This is a genomic window from Myxococcus sp. SDU36 (genome assembly GCF_030168875.1).
Classification (GTDB): Bacteria; Myxococcota; Myxococcia; order Myxococcales; family Myxococcaceae; genus Myxococcus; species Myxococcus vastator.
In genome coordinates this window covers 7,454,391-7,480,164 of the sequence record NZ_CP077414.1, presented here as the reverse complement: position 1 = coordinate 7,480,164, position 25,774 = coordinate 7,454,391, and the positions used below count along the sequence as shown (strand labels likewise).

The 25,774-nt window shown below is 71.2% G+C and carries 23 protein-coding genes; 13 read left to right on the top strand and 10 right to left on the bottom strand.

Going from position 1 to position 25,774, the window contains the following annotated elements; genetic code table 11:
* Positions 1-90 precede the first annotated feature (90 nt).
* From KGD87_RS30540 to KGD87_RS30525, 4 genes are read left to right on the top strand one after another with little or no spacing between them, the layout of a single operon-like run.
* The gene (locus KGD87_RS30540) at positions 91-1,146 is read left to right on the top strand and encodes a beta-ketoacyl synthase N-terminal-like domain-containing protein (protein ID WP_284664470.1); all 1,056 of its coding nucleotides are present in this window, start codon (positions 91-93) and stop codon (positions 1,144-1,146) included.
* 5 nt (positions 1,147-1,151) lie between these two features.
* Positions 1,152-2,123 carry an AHH domain-containing protein gene (locus KGD87_RS30535; RefSeq protein ID WP_284664469.1) on the top strand — a complete coding sequence of 324 codons (972 nt, stop codon included), beginning with the start codon at positions 1,152-1,154 and terminating at the stop codon, positions 2,121-2,123.
* A gap of 32 nt (positions 2,124-2,155) precedes the next feature.
* Positions 2,156-2,713, top strand: a complete 558-nt coding sequence (locus KGD87_RS30530) for an imm11 family protein (protein WP_284664468.1) — start codon at positions 2,156-2,158, stop codon at positions 2,711-2,713.
* A 1-nt stretch (position 2,714) separates the two neighbouring features.
* Positions 2,715-3,098: a DUF4150 domain-containing protein gene (locus tag KGD87_RS30525; protein WP_284664467.1), complete on the top strand. Its 384-nt coding sequence runs from the start codon at positions 2,715-2,717 to the stop codon at positions 3,096-3,098.
* A gap of 58 nt (positions 3,099-3,156) precedes the next feature.
* Here the strand turns inward: KGD87_RS30525 and KGD87_RS30520 are convergent, their stop codons facing one another.
* Together KGD87_RS30520 and ung are read right to left on the bottom strand one after the other, a co-directional pair.
* Positions 3,157-3,969 carry an acyl-CoA thioesterase gene (locus tag KGD87_RS30520; RefSeq protein WP_284664466.1) on the bottom strand — a complete coding sequence of 271 codons (813 nt, stop codon included), beginning with the start codon at positions 3,967-3,969 and terminating at the stop codon, positions 3,157-3,159.
* Between the two features lie 69 nt (positions 3,970-4,038).
* On the bottom strand, positions 4,039-4,716 hold the full coding sequence (gene ung, locus KGD87_RS30515; RefSeq protein ID WP_284668710.1) for a uracil-DNA glycosylase: 678 nt from the start codon (positions 4,714-4,716) through the stop codon (positions 4,039-4,041).
* Between the two features lie 178 nt (positions 4,717-4,894).
* On the opposite strand from ung, the gene KGD87_RS30510 reads away from it, so the two are divergent.
* The 4 genes from KGD87_RS30510 to KGD87_RS30495 all read left to right on the top strand — a co-directional run bounded on the left by KGD87_RS30510 (position 4,895) and on the right by KGD87_RS30495 (position 11,307).
* Positions 4,895-6,694: a TadA family conjugal transfer-associated ATPase gene (locus KGD87_RS30510; protein WP_284664465.1), complete on the top strand. Its 1,800-nt coding sequence runs from the start codon at positions 4,895-4,897 to the stop codon at positions 6,692-6,694.
* A 42-nt stretch (positions 6,695-6,736) separates the two neighbouring features.
* Complete coding sequence (locus tag KGD87_RS30505; RefSeq protein WP_284664464.1) at positions 6,737-7,759, top strand: hypothetical protein; 1,023 nt, start codon at positions 6,737-6,739, stop codon at positions 7,757-7,759.
* 14 nt (positions 7,760-7,773) lie between these two features.
* Positions 7,774-9,435, top strand: coding sequence for a hypothetical protein (locus KGD87_RS30500; protein ID WP_284664463.1), 1,662 nt, complete (start codon positions 7,774-7,776; stop codon positions 9,433-9,435).
* A gap of 132 nt (positions 9,436-9,567) precedes the next feature.
* On the top strand, positions 9,568-11,307 hold the full coding sequence (locus KGD87_RS30495) for a serine/threonine-protein kinase (protein ID WP_284664462.1): 1,740 nt from the start codon (positions 9,568-9,570) through the stop codon (positions 11,305-11,307).
* Positions 11,308-11,314: 7 nt separating this feature from the next.
* Here the strand turns inward: KGD87_RS30495 and KGD87_RS30490 are convergent, their stop codons facing one another.
* On the bottom strand, positions 11,315-12,085 hold the full coding sequence (locus KGD87_RS30490) for a transglycosylase domain-containing protein (protein ID WP_284664461.1): 771 nt from the start codon (positions 12,083-12,085) through the stop codon (positions 11,315-11,317).
* Between the two features lie 54 nt (positions 12,086-12,139).
* Here KGD87_RS30490 and KGD87_RS30485 point away from each other — a divergent pair, with 54 nt between their 5' ends.
* Positions 12,140-12,832 carry a ferredoxin reductase domain-containing protein gene (locus tag KGD87_RS30485; protein WP_284664460.1) on the top strand — a complete coding sequence of 231 codons (693 nt, stop codon included), beginning with the start codon at positions 12,140-12,142 and terminating at the stop codon, positions 12,830-12,832.
* Here KGD87_RS30485 and KGD87_RS30480 read toward each other — a convergent pair.
* The 4 genes from KGD87_RS30480 to KGD87_RS30465 form a co-directional block, all read right to left on the bottom strand.
* Positions 12,826-14,469, bottom strand: a complete 1,644-nt coding sequence (locus tag KGD87_RS30480) for a WD40 repeat domain-containing protein (RefSeq protein WP_284664459.1) — start codon at positions 14,467-14,469, stop codon at positions 12,826-12,828. The genes KGD87_RS30485 and KGD87_RS30480 overlap by 7 nt on opposite strands.
* Positions 14,466-16,631, bottom strand: coding sequence for a penicillin-binding protein activator (locus KGD87_RS30475; protein ID WP_284664458.1), 2,166 nt, complete (start codon positions 16,629-16,631; stop codon positions 14,466-14,468). The genes KGD87_RS30480 and KGD87_RS30475 overlap by 4 nt, the downstream gene beginning before the upstream one ends.
* A 186-nt stretch (positions 16,632-16,817) precedes the next feature.
* Positions 16,818-17,945, bottom strand: a complete 1,128-nt coding sequence (gene dnaJ / locus KGD87_RS30470) for a molecular chaperone DnaJ (RefSeq protein WP_284664457.1) — start codon at positions 17,943-17,945, stop codon at positions 16,818-16,820.
* Positions 17,946-18,113: 168 nt separating this feature from the next.
* Positions 18,114-18,554 (bottom strand): hypothetical protein, encoded by a 441-nt coding sequence (locus KGD87_RS30465; RefSeq protein ID WP_163786733.1) that lies wholly within the window; start codon positions 18,552-18,554, stop codon positions 18,114-18,116.
* Between the two features lie 158 nt (positions 18,555-18,712).
* Between KGD87_RS30465 and KGD87_RS30460 the strand changes: the two genes are divergently transcribed.
* Positions 18,713-20,476: an ABC transporter ATP-binding protein gene (locus tag KGD87_RS30460; protein WP_284664456.1), complete on the top strand. Its 1,764-nt coding sequence runs from the start codon at positions 18,713-18,715 to the stop codon at positions 20,474-20,476.
* Positions 20,477-20,566: 90 nt separating this feature from the next.
* Complete coding sequence (locus KGD87_RS30455) at positions 20,567-20,944, top strand: hypothetical protein (RefSeq protein ID WP_284664455.1); 378 nt, start codon at positions 20,567-20,569, stop codon at positions 20,942-20,944.
* A 976-nt stretch (positions 20,945-21,920) separates the two neighbouring features.
* Here KGD87_RS30455 and KGD87_RS36990 read toward each other — a convergent pair.
* Positions 21,921-22,550 (bottom strand): hypothetical protein, encoded by a 630-nt coding sequence (locus KGD87_RS36990; protein ID WP_350100416.1) that lies wholly within the window; start codon positions 22,548-22,550, stop codon positions 21,921-21,923.
* 197 nt (positions 22,551-22,747) lie between these two features.
* On the opposite strand from KGD87_RS36990, the gene KGD87_RS30445 reads away from it, so the two are divergent.
* Together KGD87_RS30445 and KGD87_RS30440 are read left to right on the top strand one after the other, a co-directional pair.
* Positions 22,748-23,509, top strand: a complete 762-nt coding sequence (locus tag KGD87_RS30445; protein ID WP_284664453.1) for a hypothetical protein — start codon at positions 22,748-22,750, stop codon at positions 23,507-23,509.
* Between the two features lie 3 nt (positions 23,510-23,512).
* Entirely contained in the window at positions 23,513-24,046 is a 534-nt protein-coding gene (locus tag KGD87_RS30440) for a hypothetical protein (RefSeq protein ID WP_284664452.1), read from the top strand.
* 13 nt (positions 24,047-24,059) lie between these two features.
* On the opposite strand, the gene KGD87_RS30435 is transcribed toward KGD87_RS30440, so the two are convergent.
* Positions 24,060-24,827, bottom strand: a complete 768-nt coding sequence (locus tag KGD87_RS30435) for a hypothetical protein (protein WP_284664451.1) — start codon at positions 24,825-24,827, stop codon at positions 24,060-24,062.
* Positions 24,824-25,774 (bottom strand): hypothetical protein, encoded by a 951-nt coding sequence (locus KGD87_RS30430; protein ID WP_284664450.1) that lies wholly within the window; start codon positions 25,772-25,774, stop codon positions 24,824-24,826. The genes KGD87_RS30435 and KGD87_RS30430 overlap by 4 nt, the downstream gene beginning before the upstream one ends.

Below are 25,774 nucleotides of genomic sequence, written 5' to 3'. Positions count from 1 at the left end.
AACTGGTCGTGGCACTCGAATCGCAGACCCCATCGAGGTGCAAGGCATGCAGCTTGAGAATGTGCGGTTCGAACTCGACGAGGTTGCTGTGTGGTGACCCGACCGGTGGAGATACTGGGCGTCGGCATGGTGACACCCGTGGGCCTCAACGCCCCCACGACAGCGGCGGCGGTTCGTGCCGGCATCGTGCGGACCCGCGAGACGTCCATCCTGGATCTGCGCTTCCATCCATTCGTTGCTGGATTCCTCGAAGCGATGCCAGAGCTGGCATTACTACCCGCTTCATTCAGCTACCGCGAGGAGCGGATGCTCCGGCTCGCAGTCCCCGCCCTCCAAGAGGCGGCGAGAGAAGCAGGAAAGGCAGTGCTGCTCCTGGGCCTTCCTGAGGAACAAAGCGACCCACAGCGCGCGGGGAATGCGTTCCTCCAGGAACTCATTCACGCGAGCGGGACACGCATAGAGCCAGGTGCGAGCAGGAGCTTCCCGCTGGGACGTGCCGCGGGGCTCTGGGCACTTGCCGAAGCCATCCAACTCATCTCTGCGGGAAGGGCCCAGGACGTCCTCGTGGGCGGGGTCGACTCGCTCGTGGACCCAATGGTGCTCGCCGGGCTCGAAGCGGACCACCGAATCGCCGGCACCCGCCCTTCAGACGTCTTCATCCCGGGCGAGGGTGCCGGGTTCCTATGGCTCGCTCCGGCCGGAACGGCCCGGCGGCGACGGCGAGAAGCACTGGGAGAAATTTTTGGAATGGGCGTCGGCCGCGAACCGGGCTATCGGGAGAGCTTGGAGCCCTACCTGGGCGAGGGGCTCTCCGCTGCGTTCCACGAGGCGTTTGCTGACATGCCAAGGGGCGAGCAGCACAACGTCCGCACAGTCTACTTGAGCTTCAATGGCGAGAGCTTCTGGGCGAAAGAGTGGGGTGTAGGCCATCTACGGTTCCAGAGCCGATTCGACGGCAACCTGCGAGTCGAGCACCCCGTGGAGAACTTTGGGGACCCGGGGGCAGGGCTCGGGCCGCTCATGGTGGGCTTGGCCACCATGGCCCTGCGACGTGGATACAGGCAGGGGCCTTGTCTTGTATCCTGCTCTTCTGACCGAGAGGAGCGTGCCGCGGTGCTGCTGCGTTCGGTCGAGCAAGGGGGATAAGGCACATGCCAGAGTTTGGTGAAGACATATTGTCGCCGGATGACGGGGACGACCATCCGGACGACTGTCTCTTCTGCAAGGATGGCGAGCCGAAGCTGCGTAATTTCAAGACGAAGCATGGGGCCGACAAGGATGAGGAAGAACTCCGGAAAAGCCTCATGAGTTCGGAGCGGGAGGTCACTTCCGATCCAAAGGTAGGCCCCATCCACCCTGTCCCGGGAGGGAACGACCCGACCACAGGCTGGCATGTCGCCGCGGGAATCCTCGAGGAATTCGAGGTCGAGATGGCAGCGGCGCCGCATCACATCATTCCAGGCGACGCGGTGATGGCGAAGTCAACCTTGGAGAAATGGACGCGCGCGAGCAAGGGGGCAATCAAGCAGGACATCGGCTACACCATCGATGGCGCCCTCAACGGGATCTTCCTCCCTCACCTGCCGGACATCTACTGGATGCGCAAGAAGCGGGTGGCAGACCTGCGCGAAGCGCGACTGAAGAACCCGACGGCCGCTCCTGCCCTGACCAAGCCAGACCAGAAAATAACGCTGAGGGACTTCTACGGCAGGAAGTGGAGCCAGTTGAGCGACCGGTCTCAGCAGAGCATCGGCGAGATTGTGATGCTCGCCACGTGGCTGCAGATGCACTACGTGGACCACAAGGCGAGCTACCCGACAGCGACGGGCTCAAGCGCTTCGTACAACGAGGAAGCCATGCAGTCGTGCAACAACCTTGGCGACCTGATGTTGAACTACCAGGTCGTATGCGAGCGTTCGAAGGCGGGCGATGGCAAGCACTACCCTCCCTACGCGCTGGTGGCGAAAATCAACGCAGAGTCCACCTTCTTCAAGGGGCGATTCACCGGCCGCCCGGATCGCTGGGATGTCTGGGTCTCTCCGCTGGCGTACCATGTGACGCAGGCGCTCAAGTCTGGAAGGATGGTGCTTGCCAGCAAGGGGGGCATCACCCGCAAGTATTGATGGCGCATGAAGTGCTCACGGAGGGGCCCGACGTGTATTACCGCCTGACCAATGATCTGTACTCCTCGAACTTCGCCGGCCTTTCGTCGACGCCGACGACGGGGGTGCCCTGGACCATGGGGGTGCGTAGCAAGGCACAAGTCGAGGAGCCGATTCCGTGCGAACTGCATCCGGAGAGTGCAGACCCGCCGCCGGACCTCATCCTCACCATCCCCATCTTCTCCACCCGCCTCATCGAGGTACTCAAAAGTGTGGGGGTGAAGAACATGGATTTATACCAGGTGGCGTTGAACCACCCGGAACTGGGCAAGACGTACACCGACTATCGGGCCGTCAACATCCTCGGCCGGATTGCCTGCGCGGACCTGAAGCAGTCTCAATACCTGCCAGACCACGAGCCACCGCTGATGAAGTTCGACAAACTCGTGCTCGATGAGACGAAGACGATGGGCGTGCCCATGTTCCGGCTGGCGGAGTCGACGATGTGCATCCTCGTCTCGGAGAAGGTGAAACAGGCGCTGGAGACAGCAGGGCTCCGCGGCGTACGACTCCTGTCTCTAGACGGCGCTGCCAACACCGGGGGAAATTGAGATGGGAACCAAGGTCTACGCCAATGGCCGGGGTATTGCCGCCGAGGACAGTGGCGGTCAGAGCATCGCCTTTCCGGATGTATGCAAGACGCCGAGCCCAGGCGGGCCCATTCCCCTGCCCTATCCGAACGTCGCGATGAGCTCGGACGCGGCCAAGGGGCCCAAAAGCGTCCAGGTCAACGGCAAGATGCCGATGGTCAAAGGCGCGCAGTACAAGAAGTCATCAGGAGACGAGGCAGGCACCGCTGGTGGCGGGGTGCTGAGCAGTTCCACCAAGGGAGTGGCGGAGTTCATGCTGTATTCCTTCGACGTGAAGTTCGAGGGCAAGAATGTGTGCCGGCTCGGTGACTCGCTCTTCCACAACAAGAAGAACGCAGTCGGGTAGCAACGCGCGCACCTTCGCGGAGCCGATGACGTCAATCAGCGCCTCCGCGGCTTGAGCGCTATCCCAGCACCGCCACCAACTGGCGGCACTGGGCCAGCAGCTCGCCCTCCTGGGTCCACAGCTGCTGGAAGTCCTCCGAGTAACCCTCCGCCGCCTGCCGTGAGCGCCCCGTGCGCAGGAAGTAGGCGTCCTCGCGCAGGCCGGGCCGCGGCAGGTCGTGGAAGAAGTGCACGGTGAAGTCCACGCTCGCCGCCGCGTGGAAGCCGTCCACCCGCGAGAGCACCGACGGCGGATAGGCGTCCATCAGCCCCACGCACAGCGGCGCGTCCAGCACCAGCGCGTCCTTGGGACGAATCCACCCGCCCGTCTCCGCCACGTCCGCGCCGGAGTACGGCGCCGAGCCCACGCAGAAGCGATACTCAAAGAAGCTGCAGAAGGTGGGCATGGGCACGTCGTCCGGCACCGCGGGCACCTCGTGCGGAGCCGGGACAACGGGGCGCTTCACGTCGAAGTACTCCGTCACCCCACCGCGCGACGCGCCGAACGTGGCGGTGGCCACGCACAGCACCCCCGCGGCGCTCTCCACGCGCGCCGTCGCGTGGGTGACGAGCCGCCCCGTCCTTTCGATGCGCGTCTGGATTTCCGCGTCGCCCTCCACCGCCGGCGCGCAGAAGTGCGCGGTGAGCGTGCGCACGGGGCGCCCCACCTGCTGGGCCTGCGCCAGGGTGTGCTCCAGCGCGCGCAGCGTCGCCCCCGCGACGATGCCGCCATAGGCGCCCTTGCCCTGATACCAGGGCGCGGTGAAGCGGATGCCGTAGCGGTTGGGAGAGAGCGGCTCGGGGGTGGTGGCGGCGAGGAAGGCAGCGGTCATGTCGCGCCGCAGCGTATCAACGCGGCCCCGAGGTGTCCGGCCCAAGCCGCACACGGGCTCGCCGCCTCTTCAAGCGAACAGGCGCCAGTCGACGGGCGGACGGCCGTGGGACTCCAGCGCCTCATTCACGGCGCTGAAGGGACGGCTGCCGAAGAAGCCATTGCTGGCTGACAGCGGAGAGGGGTGCGTGCCCTCGATGATGACGTGCCGCTTCGCATCGATGAGCTTCTTCTTCTTCTGCGCGTAGCGGCCCCACAGCAGGAACACCACCGCGTCATCCTTGGCGCTCACCGCGCGGATGACGGCGTCCGTGAAGTCCTCCCAGCCGTGGCCCGCGTGGCTGTTGGGCTTCGCCTGCCGCACCGTCAGCACCGCGTTGAGCAGCAACACGCCCTGCCGGGCCCACGGAATCAGCGAGCCGTCCTTCGGGCGGGGCACGCCCACGTCGCTCTCCAGCTCCTTGAAGATGTTCACCAGCGACGGCGGCGGCGCCACGCCGGGCTGCACCGAGAACGCCAGCCCGTGGGCCTGTCCCGGCCCGTGGTAGGGGTCCTGCCCCAGCAGCAGCACCCGCACGTCTTCATAAGGCGTGAGCCGGAAGGCGGAGAAGAGGTCCTCCTCCGACGGGAAGACGGTGGCCGCCCGCCGCTCCGCTTCGACGAAGCGCTCCAGCTCCTGGAACGACGGCGACACCAGCGCCGCGCGCAGCGCCTGCTTCCAATCTTCCGGCAGCCCTTCCGCGAGCATGAACGCCTCCCCTTCCAGCGGCGGCGGCATTGAAGCACCGGGCTCCAAGAGGGCCCACTGCTTTCCACCCGCCCACGCTGGAAACCGTCGGTGGGCGGCCCCTGCCCCAGAAAGCAGCCAGGCAGGCGGGGCGGGTTCTTGGGCCCTGGGGCCAGAGCGCGCTAGCCTGGGCGGCGCCATGACGATGTACACCGAGTCACTCCGCGCGTTCCTCAAGCCCGTCCTGCCCTACATGGACGACGAGGCCGTGTCGGAAATCATGATCAACGGCCCGACCGACATCTGGATTGAGCGCAAGGGCCGGCTCACGAAAGTGGATGCATCGTTCACCGACGAAGGCCTGCTCGGCGCCGCGCGCAACATGGCCCAGTTCGTGGGCCGCATGCTCAACGAGGAGCGCCCCCGCCTGGACGCGCGCCTCCCGGATGGCAGCCGCATCCACGTGGTGATTCCGCCCATCGCGCGCAAGGGCACCACCATCTCCATCCGCAAGTTCTTCAAGGAGAAGCTGACGGTCAACTCCTTGATGAAGTTCGGGTCGCTCACGCCGCAGATGGCGCGCCTCATCGAGGCGGGCATCGCCACCAAGCTCAACATGCTGGTGGCCGGCGGCACGGGCTCCGGCAAGACGACGCTGCTCAACATCGTGTCGTCGCTCATCCCGGACGAGGAGCGCATCCTCACCATCGAGGACTCGGCCGAGCTCCAGCTCAACCAGTCCCACGTCGTGCCCTTCGAGAGCCGGCCCCCCGACAAGTTCGGCAAGGGCGCGGTGGACATGGGCGACTTGCTCCACTCCGCGCTGCGTCTGCGCCCCGACCGCATCGTCGTCGGCGAGGTGCGCGGCGGCGAGGCCTTCCACCTCATGCAGGCCATGAACACCGGCCACGGCGGCTCGCTGGCCACCACGCACGCCAACACGCCCACGGACACGCTGCGCCGCATCGAGTCGCTGTGCCTCATGTCCGGCGTGGACCTGCCCATGGTGGCCGTGCGCGCCCAGGTGGCCAGCGCCATCAACTTCATCATCTGCTGCGAGCGCCTCCACGACGGCAGCCGCAAGACGATTGCCCTGTCGGAGGTGCTGCCCCTCAACGAGAAGGGCGACTACCGCACCCAGGACATCTTCGTCTTCACGCCCGTCACCAAGGACGAGGACGACCACATCCTGGGCTACCACGCGCCCACAGGCATCATCCCCAACTTCGTCAGCAAGGCGCGCGCGTACGGCTTCAACGACCTGGACGAGGCCTTCTTCGACCCGGCCACCTACGGCCTGCCGCCGCCGCCCACCTTCCACGCGGGCGAGTCCTACACCGTGCGCTGGGCCCCGTCCCTGAAGCACCGCGAGCAGGGGAGGCCAGACCCGGACCACTTCAAGACGGAGTGGTCCGCCTTCGAGCAGCGCCTCAAGCAGGACGCCCGCGACGCGAAGGCCGGCAAGGCCGCCGCAGCGCCGCCTCCGCCGCCCGCGCCGGCCGTGCAGGTGCAGGTGCCCGCGAGCCACCCCACCCCGCCGCCCGCCGCCCGCGCCCGGCCGCCAGAGCCTCCGCCGGCCGTGAGGCCCGCGACGCCCCCGGCCCGGCCCGCGGCCGCCGCGCCGCCGCGCCCGCCGCCCCCCATGGACGACGACGCGACGCCGCCGCCCACGCGCAACCCCTTCGCGGAGGGCCCCGACGAGACGCGCACCGCCATCCCCACCGAGGCCAAGGTCGAGGTCTCCGAGGACCTGCTCGCGGAGGATGACGGCCCCAGCACGGTACCCCCGCGCCGGCCTCCGCCCTTCACCCCGCCTTCGCGGGCGCCCTCGCCCAACCTGGCCACCGGCGCGCGCCCGGCCGTGGGCGCTCGCCGCCCCCCGCCGTCCCGCCCCGCGCCGGAGTCCGATGAAGACGACGACGACGGCACCCAGGGCTCGAATGGCGGCTCCGAGAAGACGCAGATTCGCCCGGCGCCGTCGGAGCGGCCCCGGCGCTGAAGCCACGCCCCGACCCGGCGCGTCGGAAACGACTCCGGGCCGGTGGGGCGGCCTCCCACCACACGCGCTCCGCCCTGGCGGGTTTCACCCGAAGCACGAGCGGTGATTCCCGACCTTGCGAGGAGGTCCGGTCAGGGGGAAAGTGTTTGGGTGTGGATCTCCCTCCTCGCCGCGCTCACCCTGGCCACCCAGGCGCCCGCCGCGGCGCCTCCCCCGCCGCCCCTGTCCATCCTGGTCGCGCCGCCTGACGCGGCGGGAGCGCCCTCCCACGTCGTCGAGTTCGCCCAGGAGCACGTGGCCGAGCAGCTCCGGGCCCGTGGGCTGGTGGTGGTCCGTATCGAGGACATCACCCGCAAGCTGTCCGCGTCCAAGCGCCGCCCGCTGCTGCGCTGCAACCGCACGGCGGCCTCCTGCATCCGTTCACTGGGCGCCGCGGGGAAGACGGAGCTCGTCCTGGTGACGGAGCTGGGCCAGCTGCTCAGCGGCTACCGCACGGGCGCGCGCATCTACACCGCCGATGACGGCGCGCTCGTCACCGAGCACCTCATCCCCGGCGTGAGCGAGGACCAGCTCCTGGACTCGCTCACCCAGTCGCTCGACGCGGTGTTGCCCGTGGCGCAGACGGCCCTGCGCGGCCCGCCGCCAGCGCCGCCCCCAGCCGAGCCGCCCCCGCCGCCCGTGGCCGTGGTGGAGGCGAAGCCGCTGGCCCCCGAGTTGGAGCCCGAGCCCCTCCGCCCGCTGCGCCGCTGGGCGTGGCTGCCCGCCGCGGGCGGCGCGGCGCTGGCCGGCGTGGGCACCGTCTTCTACCTGCAGGCGGGTGACAGGTATTCACGGCTCGACAAGGACGGCACGCCGGACGCGCCGCTGGACGACGCGGATGGCCTCGCGTCGTCGGGCCGCCGGGCGCAGACGCTGAGCCGGGTGGCCTTTGGACTGGGCGCCGCGGGGCTCGTGGCGGGCGCGGTGATGTTCCTGCTGCCCGGTGAGCTGCCCGCGAAGGTGCAGCCCTCCGCCGCCGTGGTCCCCGGTGGGGGCATGGTGGGCCTGTCCGGGACGTTGCCTTGAATTCGAGGAGAGTCATGCGGAAGACCAGGATGCTCGGCGCCACGGGCACCGCGCTCGTGGCGGCGCTCGGCGCGGGCGCTTGCTACGACTTCGACGGCGCGCGGCAGCGCTGCAGCGACGAGGGACGCTGTGAGCCCAACGTCGCCGACTGTATCCCCGTCCCCGGCGAGGACCTTCCCGACGACGCCTTCGCCGACACCGACTGTGACGGCGTGGACGGACAGGCGGACGCGGGGCTCTTCATCGACCCCATGGATGGGGATGACGACGCGGGCGTGGGCACCCGGCAGGCGCCGCTGCGCACCGTGGGCCGCGCGCTGGCGATGCTGCGCGAGCTGGACGGCGGCCCGCGCCACCTCTTCCTCGCGGGCGGCGCCTATGACGAGGCGGGCCTGGTGCTGGACGTCCCCGCCTCGTTGCACGGCGGCTATGCCGGACGCAGTGGCGGCTGGCGCCGCGCCGCGGACCGCGTGGCCCTGTTCGACGCCGGCACGCTGGGGTTGACGGTGCGGGGCCTCCAGGACGCGGACGTGCTGATGGAGTACGTGCAGGTCAGCGCCGCCACCGCGACCGGCCCCGGTGAGCCCTCCATCGCCGTGCGCATGGTGGACTCCTCCGGGGTGCGCCTGCGCCACGTCACCCTGGCCGCGGGCGCGGGTGGCCTGGGCGCCCCCGGCGCTGCGGGGGACGCGGGCCTGGGCGGCCCGGACGGAGGCGAAGGCGGGCACGGCGGCGTTGGCAACTCCGACACGGGCCAGGGCGGGACGCCTGCCTCCATCACCTGCCCGGATGACACCCAGCCCACGGGCGGCTGGGGGGTGATTGGCAGCAGCGGCGGCAATCCTGGACGGGATGGCGGCACGGGTGGGCCCGACGAGACGGGCGGCGCGGGCGGCGCGGGCGGTGGTGCGCCGGACGCCGCGTGCTCCGGGAACGAGTGTGTCTGCAACCCCCCTCCGGGCGAGCCGGGCCAGGGCGGCACGGAAGGAGGCTCCGGCACACCGGGCGGCGGCGGCGCGGGCCTGGGGGTGCTGCTCGACGGGACCTGGGTCGCTGAACAGCCAGGCGAGCCCGGCGGCGGCGGCGCGGCGGGCTTCGGCGGTGGCGGCGGCGGGTCTGGCGGAAGCTGCAACATCGACAACGTGAGCGTCGCGGGCGGCGGCGGCAGTGGCGCGGGCGGCGCGGGCGGATGTGGTGGCGGCGGCGGCGGCGGCGGCGGCGGCGGCGGCGCGTCCATCTCCCTGCTGCTCATCGGCTCCCAGGCGGCCGTGGAGGAAGGCAGCGTGCTGCGCACGCTGGGTGGAGGCCCGGGTGGCGAGGGTGGCGAAGGCGGCAGCGGCGGCCCAGGAGGCGAAGGCGGGCCCGGCGGCGGCGGCGGCCAGGTCGTGCGGGACGGAGGCGTCGTTGACGGAGGCATCCTCATCCACCGGACGACCGGCGGCGCGGGCGGCCCGGGCGGTCCCGGTGGCGGCGGCGGCGTGGGCGGCGGCGGTGGTGGCGGCGGCGGAGGGCCCTCGGTGGGCGTGTGGTGCGGCCCGGGCGCGACGGTCCGCTACACGGATGGCGGCGTCACCTTCCAGGTCGGTCCGGGGGGGCGGGGCGGCTCCGGCCCCGGGCTCGAGGGAAGCGCGGGCGCGCAACTGCCGGAGGTCGACTGCGTCAGCCCCAACCCGTAGCGTCCGCTGTCCGACGTTAGAGGGCCTGCCCGGAGGGCGCTGGCGTGCTGCGCCTGACCGCCGGCCAGGCACTCCGGGCCAGAGCACATCGCCCCACCCGGGTCCTCCTGCTACGCTGCTTCCCGGTTTGAGATGGCTTCCGAGTTGATCTGCGATACCTGCGGCCTGGCCGTACCCTCCGACACCACCGTGTGCCCACGCGATGGGACGGTGGTGCTGTCGTCGTTCGACGTGCCCCCCCGCATGGAGGAGCCGAACGTGGTGGTGCAGGCCCCGGAGCCTCCCCCGCCCGCGGCCGTGCAGAGAGATCCGCTCATCGGCTTGAAGCTGGGCGAGTACGAGCTGCGCTCGCGCATCGGCGTGGGCGGCATGGGGCTGGTGTACGAAGGCATCCAGCCGCTCATCGGCAAGCGCGTGGCGGTGAAGGTGCTGCGTCCGGAGCTGGCCCACTCCACGGAGCAGGTGGAGCGGCTGCTGGCGGAGGCCCGCGCCGTCAACGCCATCCGTCACCGGGGCATCATCGACATCTTCGGCTTCGGCCAGGTGCCGGACGGCCGGCAGTACATCGTCATGGAGTACCTGGAGGGCCAGGCGCTCGACGCGGTGCTGACGGAGAAGAACCGGCTGCCGGTGCAGGAGGCGCTGGCGCTGCTCGACGAGGTGCTGGCCGCGCTGGCCGCCGCGCACGGCGCGGGCGTGGTGCACCGCGACCTCAAGCCGAGCAACATCTTCCTGGTGCAGCAGCCGGACGGCTCGCGCTACGTGAAGGTGCTGGACTTCGGGCTCGCCAAGCGAGGCCAGGGCCCCACCGGCCGCACCGCGCAGACGCGCACGGACATGGTGGTGGGCACGCCGGAGTACATGGCGCCGGAGCAGGCGCGCGGCCAGGAAGTGGGTCCGATGACGGACCTCTACGCCCTGGGTGTCGTCACCTTCGAAATCGTCACCGGCCGCCTGCCCTTCGTGGGCAGCTCGCCGGTGGACCTGCTGATGAAACACGTGGAGGCGCGGCCGCCTCGCCCGTCGGAGTTCGTCTCCGACTTGCCGCCCGCGCTGGACGCCTTCATCTTGCAGATGCTCACCAAGGACCCGGAGACGCGCCCCAACTCCGCGGACGCGCTGCGGCAGCAGCTCCACAAACTGCGCCGCACCCTGCGGGCCTCCACGCGCTCCAACCCCAGCGCGCTCGCGCCCGGCTTCGAGAAGTCCCCCGCGGCGGCGGAAGCGGACTCGCGCCGTCCCACCACGCCGGTGCCGGTGCCCCCGGAGCTGAACACCGAGCTGACCTCGCAGGAGCTGCGCGCCGCGGGCGTCCGGAGCCCGCTGCGCAAGCACCTGCCGCTGGTGGGCGCCGTGAGCTTCGCCGTGCTGCTGCTCGCGGGGGCCGCCGCCGTCGTCATCCGCGCCGCGAAGGCCCCCTCATTCGTGCCGCCCTCCATCACGCCGCAGCGGGCCGCCGCGGCCACCCCGCCTCCCGCCGCGCCCGAGCAGGCCGCCGCGGCCACCCCGACTCCCGCCGCGCCCGAGCCGGAAGTGCCGCTTCAGCCCTTGGTCGTCGCCGCCGTCGCGCCGCCCCGGCCTGACAGCGCGGAGCGTCCGCCGCCGGCCCCGCGCGCCGAGGTCACCCGCGTCGCGCCGCCCCGGCCCCTGAAGGCCTCCGCCCCCACGCTGGAGGACATCCTCCAGAGCATCGACCGGCTGGAGCGCCGGGTGGACCGGCTGGAGACGAGCGGGAAGCTGGACGCGCCCAAGGCCAACGCCGCGCGAAACCTGCTGGCCAAGTACCGCCACGACGCGCGCGCCGACACCAGCGTCCACGCCCGCATCGACCTGCTCAAGAAGGTGACGGGCGTGGCGGGGATGATTCGCTGACGGCCGCTCAGAGCGCGCAGGACATCGGCTCGTTCATGGCGGCGATGGCGCGGTCCTTACTCACCAGCCGCCAGGCAGCGAGGTCCTCCAGCAACTGGTTGCGGTACTTCCGCAGCTCCGTGGGGTTCTTGCACGTCTTGATGCCGAAGTAGTCGGAGTACGGCGGCAGGGCCAGCTGCAGCTCGGCGAGCTCCTCCAGCTTCAACTCGCTCAGCTCACGGTCGAAGAGCGCCAGGGCCGCGTCCTCCACGCCGACGATGCCGCGCTCGAAGTAGATGATGGACAAGTCATAGGCGATGAGCTGGTCCTTCTGCATGAAGGTGTGGATGCGGTGCGCGGCCACTGAACGCTCTCGCGTGCCCTCGATGCCCAGCGCGGCGGCGATGCGCATGGCTAGGATGCGCTCACAAGCCCCGTCTCCCGGCGGCGACGTGCCCACGGTGGCGCCCAGGAACAGCCGCCAGGCCCACGCGGGGCCGTCCTCGCGCGGCGTCTGGAAGTACCGGGGGCACTCCATGTGGCGGATGTAGAGGGCCACCAAGTCCTTGGGCAGCTTGGAGAAGTCCGGCCGCACGAAGGTGATGGGGCGCGGGTTGCGCTGGGACTGCCCCGCCCGAAGGCTCATCCGCTCGCCTTCGATGCTGTGCTTGAGCTGCTTCTCCACGTCGAATTCGCTCTCCAGCGGCGGCAGCTTGCTCGCCGTGTAGAGGTACGTCAGCGGAATCACCACGCCGGCCAGGCCCAGCATGAACAAGACGATCCAGAGCAGACTCTTCACCCCCTCAGGCTACCAGGGGCAGCACGCGCCGGGCGCGTAGGTTAAAACCCCGACATGCCCGACTGGCACCCGGCCACCGTCACCGACAGTGCACCCGCCGCAGATGGCCTCACCGACCTGGTGCTGGACGTCCGGGGCACGCCCCTGGCGGGCAGCCATGAGCGGCCAGGCCAATATGTCCACTTGCGCCTGCCTGGCGTGGGACAGGGGCTCTTCGCCATCGCCTCCCCGCCTGGCCGTCCAGGGACGCAGTGGGAGTTCCTCCTCAAGGTGGGCAGCCCGCTGCCCGACGCCCTCATCCACCTGCCTCGGGGCGCCCACGTCGACGTGTCGAGGCCGGAGGGGCGGGGCTTCCCGCTGGAGCGCGCCCGGGGACAGGACGTGCTCCTGTTCGCCACCGGCTCCGGCATCTCCGCCATCCGCTCCGTCATCACCAGCATCCAGCAGGAGCGCGGGGCCTACGGCCAGGTGACGCTCTACTTCGGCGCGCGCACACCGGGCGCCTTCGCCTACGCGGACGAGCTCCACGAGTGGGAGGCCGGCGGGATGCGCGTGGTGCGCACCGTCAGCCAGCCCGGCGCCAGCGGCTGGCAGGGCCTCACGGGCTACGTGCAGGCGCACCTGGGTGAAGGGCCCGTGCGGGCCGCGGTGGCCTTCCTCTGCGGACAGAAGGAGATGGTGCGGGGCGTGATGACGACGCTCCAGGCCCGCGGCATGCCCGCGGGCGACATCCACCTCAATTACTGAGCGGCGGACGCCCCGGCAGCGCCTGGCCCCTGCACGGTGGGCGACTCATAACCCACGTCCAGCAGCACCGCCGCCGGGTCGCTGTCCCCGTCGCGGCTGGCCACCTGGGGCGTCCACGCGGCCACGCCCAGCCAGCGTCCGTCCGGGCTGAAGCGCACGCGCCGCACGGACCAGTCGAAGCGGTGCTCGCCGCGCGCGCCCACGTCCCCTTCGGTGAACAGGTACACGCGCTTGTCCCAGCCGCCGCTGGCCAGCGAGCGCCCGTCCGGGGAGATGGCCGCCGTGGCCACCACGCCCCGGTGCACCGGCCACTTCGCCAGCACCTGGCCGGACCGCGCGTCCACCAGCGCGCCCGCGTTGAAGGGGCCTTGCGGCTCCTCCACGCCCTGGCGCTCGCGCTCGTACACCGCGCGGTCCCGCTCCGGCTTCTGCTCCGACAGCCCCACGCCCAGCCGCTGGCCGCGCGCGTCCACCGTGACGTCGCTCACATAGGCCGGGAAGGCAAACTCCGAGCGCCGCGCGAGCACCAGCGCGTCCACCGTCACCGCGCCCTCGGGCGGGCCGCCCTTCAGCGTGAGCACGGCCTCCTGCGTGACTTCGTCGAAGGCCACCTCCACCCGCTCGGAGAAGGGCGCGCCCAGCACGCCCTGGGTGCCCTGCGGCACGCACGCGTCGCAGATGGCGACGTCCACGCCCTCCACCCGCATGGACTTGAAGCGCAGGGACTGCGCGGGCGCCAGCCGCGCGGCGATGGTGCCCAGCGGCCCCGGCACGTTGACCGTCTCCTTCAGGAAGGGCACGTCGATGCCCGCCGCGGCGGCCGCCTCGCTGGTGAGCACCAGCGCGGGCGCGCGCGCGTCCAGCGCGAAGGCCAGCGGCGCCTTGTCATTCACCGTGCCGCCCAGCACCACGGAGCCGGCGCGCCGCTCGAAGCGCATGCGCGCCTGCCCCGGCCGCAGCCCCTCCACGGAGGTGCGCCAGGCCCGCACGTGCTTGTCCCAGCCGCCCGAATACAGCGTCCCGTCCGGCGCGAAGGCCAGCGCCGTCACCGGCCCCAGGTGTCCGCGCTCCTCGGAGCCGTACGCCAGCGCGGGCGCCGACAGCACCGTCATCAACCCCTGGTAGCTGCCCACCACCAGCCACTGCCCCTCCGGGTGGAAGGCCACCACGGACAGCGGCTCCTCGGTGCGGCGCTCCGCCACGAGCGCGCCGGTGGCCGCGTCGAAGAGGCGCACCACGCGGTCCTTGCCCGCGGTGGCCACGCGCGTGCCATCCGGGGAGAAGGCCACGCCCTCCACGTCGAACTCGTAGGGGTTGATGGCCGGGTCCGCCAGCATCGTCGGCTCGGCGGAGCCCAGCTCCCAGACGGAGAGGAAGTAGGACTTGCTGCCCAGGCGCGAGTACGCCACCCGCGCGCCGCGGGGCGCGAAGGCCAGGCCCCAGATGAAGTCCTTGTTGTTGAGGACAGCCCTGCGCCCCAGGCCCACGGCGCTGCCGGACACCCAGGTGCCCGGCTCCGACTCCAGCCGGGCGCTCAGCTCCGGGGACACCCGAGGAGGCGCGTGTGCGCAGCCACCCCCACCCACCGCCACCACCCCGCCCGCCAGCAGCGCGAACGCCCCCCTCGCGAACTTCATGTCCCAGAGCCTCCTGACGCCGAGGCGGCCTTCTGCCGCTCCTGCTCGACGTTGATTTCCTTCACGCCCTTGTTGTCGATGGACAACAGGAACAGCTGCTTCACCGCCTCGCGCTTCTCGTTGAAGGACGTGCGCCCGGTGGCCCCGTCGAAGTCCTTCAGGTTGGCCATCGCGTCACGCATCTGCGCGCGCGTGCGCGGTGCATCCTTCTGCTCCATGAGCTGCCGCACCATCCGGCCAGAGTCGTAGCCAATGGCCTCCAGCAGACCCGGGTCCCTGCCCGTCTCCGCCCGGTAGGCCTCGCGGTACTGCTGCACGAAGCGGCGCGTGGCCGGACGCTGCGAGTCCACGAAGAAGCCGTCCACGTACACCGAGCAGGTGACGAACTTGCCGCCGCGCTCCACCAGCTCCGGCAACCCCGAGCGGCCCTTGGGGCTGCTCCACTGGTTGGCGCCGAAGAGCGTCACCGTCTTCAGCTCCCGCTTGCCCGTCGTCTTGCGGATGCGCTCCAAATCGCGCGGATCACACGCGTTGGTGACGATGTCCTCCACCGCCAGCGCGGGCGCCACCAGGCTGACGCGGCGCCAGTCGTCCGGCATGAAGATGGCGTCGAAGTCGATGATGGGCTCCACGCCGCTCTTCACCTTCTCCATCGCCTTGCGGCGGCGGAAGGCGTCCAGCTTCTCGCCCTGCACGTCGCGCACGCCTTCGATGTAGTCGCCGCGGTCATCCAGGTAGTAGCGGCCCACCAGCTTCTTGGCCTCGGTGGTGAAGGTCGTCTGGTCATGCGAGTAGCGCTCCGCCCCGCGCACGCCGCCGCCCCGCGCCACCACCTGGTCCCAGAAGGCATCCGCCAGCTCAACGCCGTAAGGGATGTTCGGGTACAGCAGCGCGAAGCGCTTGTAGCCCTTCACGTTCATCGCGTAGTCGGCGATGGCCTCCGCCTGCGCCGCGTTGGTGAGCATGTTGCGGAAGATGTAGCCGCCCAGCTCGGTGATGCCATCCTGACGGCTCATGGTCAGCAGCGGCACCTGGAGCTCCTCGGCCACCAGCGCCGCGCGCTTCGAGTCGTCCGCCAGCAGGGGCCCCAGCACGGCGATGGCGCCATCGTCGAAGGCCAGCTGCTCCATGGCCTGGCCCGTCTTGTTGACGTCGCCTTGCGTGTCCTTCACCACCAGCTCCACGCCGCTGCCTTCCAGCCCCAACTGGATGCCGCGCAGCACGGCCTCGCCAATGGGCTGGTAGCGGCCCGTCATGGGCAGCAGCACGCCCACCGTGCGCGGGCGGGCCTCCACCCGGCGCGTGGCGCGGGCCAGCAGCTCGCGAGCCTGCGGCGCGAAGGCGTGGCCGGGCGCCTGGGCGAGGAAGCGGTTCAGCGTCTCCTCCAGCCGCGTCCAGTCACGCAGGTGGTAGTAGACGCGCGCCAGCTTGAAGGTGATGACGGGCCACGCCGGGTTGGACGGCGACAGGCCCTCCGCCACGCGGGCGATGTCCGCGAAGCCCGCACGGCCCTCCACCAGCGCCTCCACCTTGGCCACCGCGGCGGCCTGCGCCTGGGCGCCCTGGGCCTGGCCCGCCTCGTCCACCGCCATCCGCAGCGCCTGCTCGTAGAGGCCGGCGCCCTCGGCGGCGCGGGCGGCCTCGTTGAGCAGTTGGGTGCGCTCGGCGCCGCTGGCGCGCTCGGCGAGGCTGGAGAGCGTCTGGTACGCGTCGCGGTAGGCGCCCACCTCCATCGCGGAGACGGCCAGCTTGCGCTTGGCGTCATCCGCGCGCGCGTAGAGCGGGTTCTCGAAGAGCAGCTCGTTGAAGCTCTTGCGCGCGTTGACGAAGTCCTTGGATTCGAAGAAGAGGACGCCGGCCTGATACAGCGCGTCCTGGCCCGCGGTGGTGGCGGGATACGCCTTGCGCACCGACAGGAAGGCCTCCGCGGCCTTCTTCTTGTCCGGGGTGGCGCTGGCCGTCCGGGACGCCTGCGCCAGCGCCGCGTCGGCGGCGGGGTCCTTCTTCGCCTCCACCGAAGGACGCGTGGGGAACGGGTCTCCCGAAGGCAGGTCCCCGCCGGTGTCACCTCCGGAGGGCGTGCGGGTGGACCGGGGGCAGGCCGTCAGCAGCAGGGCCAGGGCGATGACGAGCGAGCGGCGCAAGGTGGGCAGGACATCCATGGCAGGGGCGTGCATAGCAGTGGGGTGCGCCCCCGTCGACACCCGAGCGGGGGGAAGATTCCACTGCCAGGATGCGCTGTTTTGCAGTGCCCGTGCCCACGGCGGCCCGCCGCGCCGCGGCGCCCGCCTGCCCGGCGAGCGCGGCACGGTGGCCGCGCCTTCGCGGCCCCGCGCCCGCAACCGTCGTCAGCCGAACAGCTCCTTCACCTTGCCGAAGAAGCTCTTCGACTGCGGATGCGACTCCTCGCCGGAGGCCTCCGCGAACCGCTCCAGCAGCTCACGCTGCTTCGACGACAGCTCGGTGGGCGTCTCCACCACGACGCGCACGTGCTGGTCTCCCCGCTGCTGGCTGTGCAGGTGGGGGATGCCCTTGCCCTTGAGCCGGAACACCTTCCCGGACTGGGTGCCGCTGGGGATGGTCATCTTCACCTTCCCATCCAGCGTGGGGACGTCGATTTTCGCGCCCAGCGCCGCCTGCGTGAAGGAGATGGGCACCTCGCAGAAGACCTCGTACTCCTCGCGCTGGAAGAGCGGGTGCTCCTTCACGATGACGGTGACGTAGAGGTCACCCGGCGGACCGCCCCGGTCCCCCGGCTCACCCATGCCGGACAGCCGCACGCGCGTGCCGTTGTCCACGCCGCCGGGGATGGCCACCTCGATGACCTCCTCGGCGGGCACCTTCCCGGAGCCCTTGCAGCGCGTGCACGGGTCTGGCACCACCGCGCCCGTGCCGCCGCAGTCACCGCAGGGCCGGGACACCGCGAAGAAGCCCTGGGTGTAGCGCAGCTCGCCGCTGCCACCGCACGCCGCGCAGGGCCGGGGCCCGGTGTTGCTCTTGCTGCCGGAGCCGGAGCAGGTGTCGCACTTCTTCGGCCGGGGAATGGTCACCTTGGGCCGGCAGCCGAAGGCCGCTTCCTCGAAGGTGATTTCCAGGTTGTAGCGCAGGTCCGCGCCACGCGAGCTCGTCCGGCGCCCTCCCCGGCCACCGCCGAAGATGTCGCCGAAAATCTCGCCGAAGATGTCGTTGATGTTGACGCCCTGGAACCCGCCCCCGGCGCCGCCGAAGCCCTCGAAGGGGTTGCCCGCGTGCCCGAAGCGGTCGTACTTCGCCCGCCGCTCGGGGTCGCTCAGCACCTCATAGGCCTCCGAGGCCTCCTTGAACTTCTCCTCGGCGTCCAAGTTCCCCGGATTCCGGTCCGGGTGGTACTGCAGCGCCACCTTGCGGAACGCGCTCTTGAGCTCCTGCGCGGAGACAGACTTCTGGACGCCCAGGACCTCGTAGTAGTCGCGCTTCTGACCCGCCGCCGCTGGCATTGATTACAACCCCTGGAATTTGCTGTGCTTTTCTGCGCTGCGTGAAAACTCGAACCACTATAACGCAGCGAAACGCACCGGCAATCCAGCGGGGACACGCGCCGCCCGCGCCCACCCGGCGCCAGGCGGGCATCCGGGCGGGTGGCGTGACGGGAAGAGAGGAAGCCGTCAGACGGTCCACACGCGGTTGGCCGTCAGCTCCATCCGGGCCAGCCTGCGTTTGAGTCCCGGGTCCACCGCGCCGGTGGAGGCCCACTTGGGCACCACGAAGTGGAGCTCCGCGTTGTACAGCTTCGCGGCGCTGGCCAGGAGGCTCCAGCGGTTCTCCGCCGTGGGGTCTTCCACCATGTTCGGGGTGACGATTTCCAAGATGATGGGCGTGCGTGCCGAATCCGACTGCCGGCAGGTGAAGTCGGGGCGGTGGTCCTCGATGGTGCCCGACAGGATGGGAGGCGGCATGAAGCCGGGAAGGCGCGCCTTGATGTCCGTGTACCCGATGGTCCGGAAGTACTCCGCCATCAGCCACAGGAGCCGCCGGCGCTCCTCGTCCTCCACGACCGGCTCACAGCCCGGATTGAGCAGGGCCTCTTTTTCGTTATTGGTTTCCATGGCTCCCCTGAACCTGTCCGCAGGGGTGAAGGTGGGCAATGGAACTGGCCCGGGCGCTGCAAGCGCCCGGTGGCAGGGCAGCCGACAAGGCATCAGACTCCAGGGCCCGGTAGCCTTGGACGTTCTGGCGACTCAGTGACAGAGTCCGCCGCCGAACAGTGGCTCCCCGTCCTTCGCCTCACGTCTACCGTCGGCTCCTCGGCTACCTCCGCCCGTACCGCCTGCTGCTCGCCGCGGGCGTGAGCGCGTCGGTGGCCGCGGCCATCGCCACGTCCGCCTACGCCTGGGTGGTGGGCCCCCTGCTGCGCGCGCTGCTCACCCACGAGCCCGTCACCGTCGCCGGGGTGTCCCTGCCAGGAGACGCCCTGCTCAAGCGGCTGCCACTGCTCGTCGTGGCCGTGGCCATGGTGAAGGCCACCGCGCAGTTCTTCCAGGGCGGGCTGATGCAGCGGCTGGGGCAGCGGGTGATGGCGGACCTGCGCGGGTTCCTCTACGGACGGCTGCTCGGCCAGCCCCCCGCGTTCTTCGAGCGGCGGCACTCCGGCGAGCTGCTGTCGCGCTTCACCGCGGACGTGCCCCTGGTCGAGTTCTCCGTGACGCAGGCGCTCACGTCCTACGTGAAGGACGGGCTGCAAATCATCGCGCTGCTCGTCACCTGCTTCCTCATCGACAAGACGCTGTTCCTCTTCACCTTCGTGGTGGTGCCGGTGACGGTGTTGCCCATCAACCGCTTCGCGCGCTCGCTGAAGAAGGTGGCCGCGCGCTCGCAGGAGCGGCTGGGCTCGCTGACGGCGCTCACCGCCGAGCAGCTCCAGAACCTGCCCGTGGTGCAGGCCTTCCGAGGACAGCCGCGGGCGCTGGAGGCCTTCGAGGTGGAGGCGGACAAGTACCTGGGGGAGATGCGCCGCTCGCTCTTCCTGCGCGGCGCGGTGAGCCCCACGGTGGAGCTCCTGGGCATCGCCGGCGTGGCCATGGCGGTGGCGTGGGGCGCGCGCGCGGTGGCGGCGGACCCGGCGCTGGCGGGGCGGCTGCTCTCCTTCATGGCCGCCGCGTTGCTGCTGTACCAGCCCGTGAAGTCGCTCAGCGGCACGCTGTCGCAGGTGCTGACGGGCCTGGCCGCCGCGGAGCGCCTCTTCGTCATGGCGGACGCGCCGTTCGCGCCGGACGTGGGCGACGCCGCCGGGCCGCTGGCGCGCGAGCTGAAGCTGGAAGGCGTGCGGGCCACCTACGCGGACGGGCGCGAGGCGCTGCGCGGGGTGGACCTGGTGGTGCCCGCTGGCGCGCGCGTGGCGCTGGTGGGCCCCTCCGGCGCGGGCAAGACGACGCTGTTCTCCGTGCTGCTGGGCTTCTTGCCCACGTCGGGCGGACAGGTGCTGTGGGACGGGGCGCCGCTGACGGCGCTCCAGCCTTCCAGCGTGCGCGGCCAGGTGGCGTGGGTGCCCCAGGAGCCCGTGCTCTTCTCCGGCACCGTGCGGCACAACCTGCGACTGGGCCGGCCCGAGGCGACGGACGAGGCGCTGTGGGAGGCGCTGCGGCTGGCGCACGCGGACGACTTCGTCCGCGCCCTGCCCGGCGGCCTGGATGAGCGGGTGGGCGAGCGCGGCGGCCGGTTGTCCGGCGGACAGCGGCAGCGGCTGGTGCTGGCGCGGGCCTTCCTGTGCCGCCCGTCGGTGCTGCTGCTGGACGAGCCCACCAGCGCGCTCGACGCGGCGAGCGAGGCCGCGGTGGGTGAAGGCCTGGTGGCCCTGATGAAGGGGCGCACGGTGCTCGTCATCGCGCACCGGCTGTCCACGGTGCGTGACGCGGACCTGATTGCCGTGGTGGAGGGCGGCCGCGTGGTGGAGGCCGGCACCCACGCGCAGCTGCTGGCCCTGCGGGGCCGGTACACGCAGCTGCTGGGCGAAGGCGCCGTCGCGGCGTGAGGCGGCGCGCGTCCCGCCGCTGCCGGACACCCCGCCCGCTTCCGCCTTGCACCCCCACTGCCGCTCTGCCAGCGTCCTGGGCTGACTTCGATGCGTCCCCGGGAGCCGCTGTCCCTCAACGCCCTGCTGCTCGTCCCCGCCCTGGCGCTCGCGGCCCTGGCGTGTGTGGCGGTGTCGGCGCAGCAAGGCACCCTGGCCACCGCGGCCACGCTGACGCTGCTGCTGCTCCCCGTCGTCTTCCGGTTGTGGACACGCCCCTGGTACCGCGGGCTGGTGCTGCGCGGCGCCGGCGTCTTCCTCATGGGCATGCACGTGCCCCTGCTGCTGACCGGTGTCCTCGCCCATGGCCGCATCGGCTGCGGCGACGGCGGGTGTCCCAAGCTCTACCTGCTGGGTGTGCTCGTCTCTCCTGTCGCGGGAGCGCTGGCGAGCGTCATCTACTGGCTCGTGGGTCGTCCCCCGGTCTAATTTCACAGGCTTAACCGGAGAGACTACTCTCTCCTGAAATGCTCGTTCCGCTCCGGCTTCGTCTCGCGCCCGGCCTGGCCGTGGCGCTGGCCGTGCCCATCACAGTGTTCGTGTGGTGCTTCATCCTGGCGCCCCTGCTGGAGGGGATGGCTGGGGTGTCGCAAGCGCTCCAGGCGGCCGGGCCGTTCGCCGCGCTGGTGGCGATGGCGCTGGCGCTGGAGGTGCCGCTGCTGTCCCTGGCGCTGGTGGGCTCGGGCGTGGAGCGGCGGGTGCCCTTGTCCGCGATGCTGGGACTGGCCACCTTGCCGTGGATGCTGGGGTTGATGGGCACCGAGGTCTTGATGGACCGGGTGATGGCGTCCCTGCCCCGACTGGACACTGTGGAAGCGGGCCTGGCGCTGGCGACTCGCACGGGAGAGGCCATGGCGCCGCGGCTGCTGGGCGCCTGGACGAGCACCGCGCTGCTGCTGGGGCTGGCGCTGGGGCTGGCGCTGGCGCACTTCGACCCCACGGGCTTCCGGGAGGCCGCGGGCCCCCGCAACCGCAGACTGCTGCTGGCCAGCGGCGTCTCCGCGTCCCTGGCCTCGGTGGCGCTGGTGGGCGCGCTCGAGGCCCGCCACCTGCTGGGCTTCCTCACCAGCCTGGCGCGGATGCCGGACGCGGAGCGCTCGGAGTGGATCGCCACGGGGCTCGCCGCGACGGCGAACCTGCGCGCGCTGCGGTGGACGTGCACCGGGGTGCTGACGGTGCTGGGGCTGACGCTGATGGCCCGGCGGCGCGCCGGAGAGGCTTCCCACACGCCGCTGGGCTGGTCGGCGCGGCTGGTGCCCGCCACCGCGGTGGCCGTGCTGCTGGTGCTGGATGCGAACCCGGTGACCTCCACCACGGAGCACGCGCCGGTGGCCATCCCCGCCGAACACGGCGAGAGCCCCACCGGGAGCATGCCGCGGCCACCCTCTGGAGACGTGAGCCCCGCTCAGCCCATCAAGATGAACGCCAGCATCCCCAGCCCCACCAACAACCCCAGGGCGAGCACCAGCAGCATCGTCATGCCCTCACCGGGCCGCACCACCGGAGGCGTCACGTCCTCCACCACCGCCACCGCGGGCGGCACGTCGAAGACGGCGGCCTGAGCCGTCATCACGATGGGCGCCTCCACGGCGGGCAGCGTGGGCTCCGAGGGACGCGTCAGGCTGCCCTTCATCTCCAGGCCCTCGCGCGCCAGCGCCAGCACCCGCTGCATGTGGAGCAGGTAGCGGTCCTGCCCCGTGTACGTGCCCATGGCGAGCGCGGCGCGCAGCAGCCGCTGAGGCACGAGCTCCGGGTCCGTCTGGACCACCGCCGCGGCCGTGGGCTTGCCGCCGCGCTCCAGACAACCGGTGCGCACGCCCTCACCGCTGGCCCACACGTAGTGGTCCTCCAGCAACGTGAGCTCCTGCCGGCGCACGCGCCCCTCTGCGTCCACCAGGGACATCAGCTCCGCGCCATCCGGGCACAGGTGCCAGACGGTGCGCAGTCCATTCTCGCCGGGCGGGCCTTCCACCGCGTGGACGCGGTAGAGCGCCTGCACCGCGGTCTTCAACGTCTCCACGGAGGTTTCTGCCATGTGTGAACGGAGACTAGGTGCGAAGGTCCTGAAACGGAAGACGACCCACCGCTCGTCTGGCTGGCGGCCCCGCTCCTCTCGCACCTGGAGCCTCCCTACTGTTCACACCAGGAGGATTGAGCCATGGCCGTCACCCTTCCTGGGGTCATGAAGCCGCGTGCGCCCGCCCGCCCGCTGTGCTTAGCGTGCCCGCCCACATGAGCCGCTCCCGCGACAGAGATGAGGACTTCCAACGCCACTTCGAGGGCGCCCAGACGCTCGACGGCCTGCTGGACCTGGCCGGCAGCGGGCTGGACAGCGCCCAGGTGCTCGAACGCATGCGGGACGCCCGCGCCAATGGCACGCCGCCCAGCGACGTCATCCCCGGCCTGTTCGACGAGGAGCCGCGCTTCCCCTCCCCCGAAATCGCCCGGCGCCTCTACCAGAACCTGCTGGGCCTCTGGGATTGGGTGGCGGAGGGAAAGCACGTGCGGCTGGAAGACGAGGCCCGCCCGCCCCGCCCGAAGAAGGTGAAGCCCGCCGCGCCCGCGCCCTTCCATCCGGGGACGCCCTCGGGCGAATTCGTGGAAGCCGCCTGGCGTTACCTGGAGGACGACGAGAAGACGCGCACGCGCTTCACCCATGCCTTCGAAAACCGGCAGGACGCGCTGCTGGGCGCGCTTGACGCGGCGGCGCTCACGGACGAAGGATATGGCGTCGCCCGCCACCTGCTCCTCGAGCTGTACGCCATGCTGGAGCTGGGCTGGCCGCCGGGACTCACGTCCATCAATCCGGCGGTGCTGGAGGCGGACACGGAGGCCCCGCCAGTGCCTCAGCCGCTGAAGGACTACGCGGACGAGGCGCTCTTCGAGGCGGAGCAGGACGAGGAGCAGCCCCTGTCCTCCCAGGAACTGGAGGTGGTGCGGCGCCTCGTCCATCGCGGACTGGCGGCGCTGTGGGGCGCTCGCAAGGAGAGATGAAGGATGGCCGACGAAAAAAAGCGCTCCAAGAGCTGGCGCGAAATCGACGCGGGGCGGGGCAAGGGCAGCAAGTACACCTCCCGCCAGGATGACCCCGCGCAGCAGAAGCTGGAGCGCAGCGCGAGCTACCAGAAGTACAAGGCCGCCGCGGACGCGCTCTTCACCGGCGGCGAGCTGCCGGAGGGGCTGGCGAAGACGTTCGACCCCGAAGGCAAGCGCAAGGCCCAGAAGCAGGCCATGCTGAAGGTCACCGAGTCCGACACGCGCGCCGACTGGGTGAAGGCCGTGGTGGACTACCTGGAGAAGTACCCGGAGCTGCCCGAGGACGCGTACTTCCTCGACAGCCTGCTGGACCACCCGCGCGAGCGCATCGTCGACAAGGCGTTGGCGAAGCTGGAGCTGCTCGGGGAGGAAGGCAAGCTGAAGACCAAGGTGCCGCAGAGCCTGGACCAGCGCCTGAAGTCCGTCGAGCTGACCAGCATGGACCCGGACATGCAGGGCCGCGCCAAGGCGCTGCGCGACAAGCTGCGCGCCTGAGCGGCGTGGGGCTTCAGGGAACGGCGGCGGGCCCGGGCGGCGGCGGCCGCGCGCTCCGTCCGCCGCGGTACACCAGCACCACGGCCCGCTGGTGGGCCTCGCCCGGCTCGTGGACCACGCGCAGCTCTTCGCCCGCGCGCACGTAGAAGGACGTCTCCCCCTCCTCCAGCCGCCAGCCCGCGCGCGTGAGCGCCTGGGCGTAGAAGGCGTCCACGGCCTCGCCGGACATGGGGACGTGGAAGGCGAGCGTCCGGGAGCTCTCGCTGTTGACGCGCAGCACCTGGCTGGCCTGGGGCGGCATGGGCGCGAAGTCCCCCGCCGCCGCCGGGTCCCTGCGCAGGGCGTGGTTGGCCTCACCGAGGTACATCATCGTGGTGCGGTCCGGCCGCGGCTGGAAGATGACGGTGTAGGTGATGCCCCGGTGCCCGTCGATGGCGGTGAGCATCACCGCGCCGCTGGCGAGCTGCGGCTGCTCATGACCGGGCGGCACGTGCAGGCCCGCCTGGAGGAAGGCGTCCGCGAAGCGCTGCACCAGGTCATCCATCCGCTCCTTCGCGTGCACGGCGCGCAGGGCGACGGGGATGCCCCCGGCCTCGACGATTTCATTCGCCTCCACGGTGTTGATGACCTGCACGCGGGGCCAGGCGAAGCGGGGCCGGGAGGGCGCCTCGGGCCGCGCCGGAGCCGTGGCGGGCGCCTTGCTCGCCGCCGTGCCCTGCGCCGCCACGGGCGCCGCGCCGAGCAGCCATGCCGTGACGAGCAGCCCCCGGCGCCACGTCACCGCGGCACCCCGAGCCAGTGGTTGGCCCGGCCCACGTTGTGCGAGCGGATGTTGGGCGCGTCGAAGGGCGTCACCTCCCAGCGCGTCTGGCCGCCAGCGTGCGTCGCGCCGAGGTTCTCCTCGTAGTCGGTCTCCGCGCCGCGGAAGCTCATGAAGAACTGGTCCTCGTTGACGCCGACCGTGCCGGTGAGCGCCGCCAGCGCGGAGCCGGCGTTGCCACCCGCGCCGTTGGCCCGGTACACGCGCTGCGTCCACTCGTAGTAGTCCAGGTTGGCGCACCGGCGCGCGCCATCGGTGTTGAGCGCGCAGGACTGGCCCTCCGCCGCGGTGCCCAGGCCCCAGTCATCCAGCAGCATGCCGAAGCGCGCCGTGCAGCGGCCTCCCGAGGCGCGCCCGGCGGCGCACACCGTGAAGGCATCCGCGGCCCGGCGCTGGGCCACCTGGAAGAACCCCTCCCGGCCATCCTCCAGATAGCGGCCAATCCGGACGCCGCGAATGCTCGAGGACGCGGTGCACCCCATGCCCTGCGTCCCCATGGCGATGGTGCCGGCCAGGTCCGGGTCCGCGTCCGCCATGGTGAGCCCTGGTACGCCCCCGGGCAGCTCCGGGCGGCAATCCACCTGGATGGGCTGCGCGCGGGCAATGGCCTGCTGGACGGCCACGCCCGTGCCGCCCATGCGCCGACGTCCGTCGAAGTCCACGTAGCGGCCGTTGGCCTCCGCCTCGGCGGCGAGCACCGTGCCCCGCCGGCCCCATTCGTTGTCCCGCGGGTCGTGCATCACACGGCCGGTGGCGTTCCACAGCGCGAAGTTGGCGGCCTCCTGCACCTTGAGCGTCAGCGCGCCCACCTCGGCGAAGTAGATGCCGAAGAGCAGGATGGTGACGAACACCATCGTCCCCAGCGCCGTCTCCACCAACGACTGGCCTCGTGCGTGGCGAGCCCTCAT

Bases quoted from the DNA above. Each gene is read 5' to 3' on its own strand.
- KGD87_RS30535 (WP_284664469.1), top strand. From the start codon at position 1,152: ATGCCAGAGTTTGGTGAAGACATATTGTCGCCGGATGACGGGGACGAC.
- KGD87_RS30525 (WP_284664467.1), top strand. From the start codon at position 2,715: ATGGGAACCAAGGTCTACGCCAATGGCCGGGGTATTGCCGCCGAGGAC.
- KGD87_RS30520 (WP_284664466.1), bottom strand. From the start codon at position 3,969: ATGACCGCTGCCTTCCTCGCCGCCACCACCCCCGAGCCGCTCTCTCCC.
- ung (WP_284668710.1), bottom strand. From the start codon at position 4,716: ATGCTCGCGGAAGGGCTGCCGGAAGATTGGAAGCAGGCGCTGCGCGCG.
- KGD87_RS30510 (WP_284664465.1), top strand. From the start codon at position 4,895: ATGACGATGTACACCGAGTCACTCCGCGCGTTCCTCAAGCCCGTCCTG.
- KGD87_RS30500 (WP_284664463.1), top strand. From the start codon at position 7,774: ATGCGGAAGACCAGGATGCTCGGCGCCACGGGCACCGCGCTCGTGGCG.
- KGD87_RS30495 (WP_284664462.1), top strand. From the start codon at position 9,568: ATGGCTTCCGAGTTGATCTGCGATACCTGCGGCCTGGCCGTACCCTCC.
- KGD87_RS30485 (WP_284664460.1), top strand. From the start codon at position 12,140: ATGCCCGACTGGCACCCGGCCACCGTCACCGACAGTGCACCCGCCGCA.
- KGD87_RS30480 (WP_284664459.1), bottom strand. From the start codon at position 14,469: ATGAAGTTCGCGAGGGGGGCGTTCGCGCTGCTGGCGGGCGGGGTGGTG.
- KGD87_RS30475 (WP_284664458.1), bottom strand. From the start codon at position 16,631: ATGGATGTCCTGCCCACCTTGCGCCGCTCGCTCGTCATCGCCCTGGCC.
- dnaJ (WP_284664457.1), bottom strand. From the start codon at position 17,945: ATGCCAGCGGCGGCGGGTCAGAAGCGCGACTACTACGAGGTCCTGGGC.
- KGD87_RS30465 (WP_163786733.1), bottom strand. From the start codon at position 18,554: ATGGAAACCAATAACGAAAAAGAGGCCCTGCTCAATCCGGGCTGTGAG.
- KGD87_RS30455 (WP_284664455.1), top strand. From the start codon at position 20,567: ATGCGTCCCCGGGAGCCGCTGTCCCTCAACGCCCTGCTGCTCGTCCCC.
- KGD87_RS36990 (WP_350100416.1), bottom strand. From the start codon at position 22,550: ATGGCAGAAACCTCCGTGGAGACGTTGAAGACCGCGGTGCAGGCGCTC.
- KGD87_RS30445 (WP_284664453.1), top strand. From the start codon at position 22,748: ATGAGCCGCTCCCGCGACAGAGATGAGGACTTCCAACGCCACTTCGAG.
- KGD87_RS30440 (WP_284664452.1), top strand. From the start codon at position 23,513: ATGGCCGACGAAAAAAAGCGCTCCAAGAGCTGGCGCGAAATCGACGCG.
- KGD87_RS30430 (WP_284664450.1), bottom strand. From the start codon at position 25,774: ATGAGGGCTCGCCACGCACGAGGCCAGTCGTTGGTGGAGACGGCGCTG.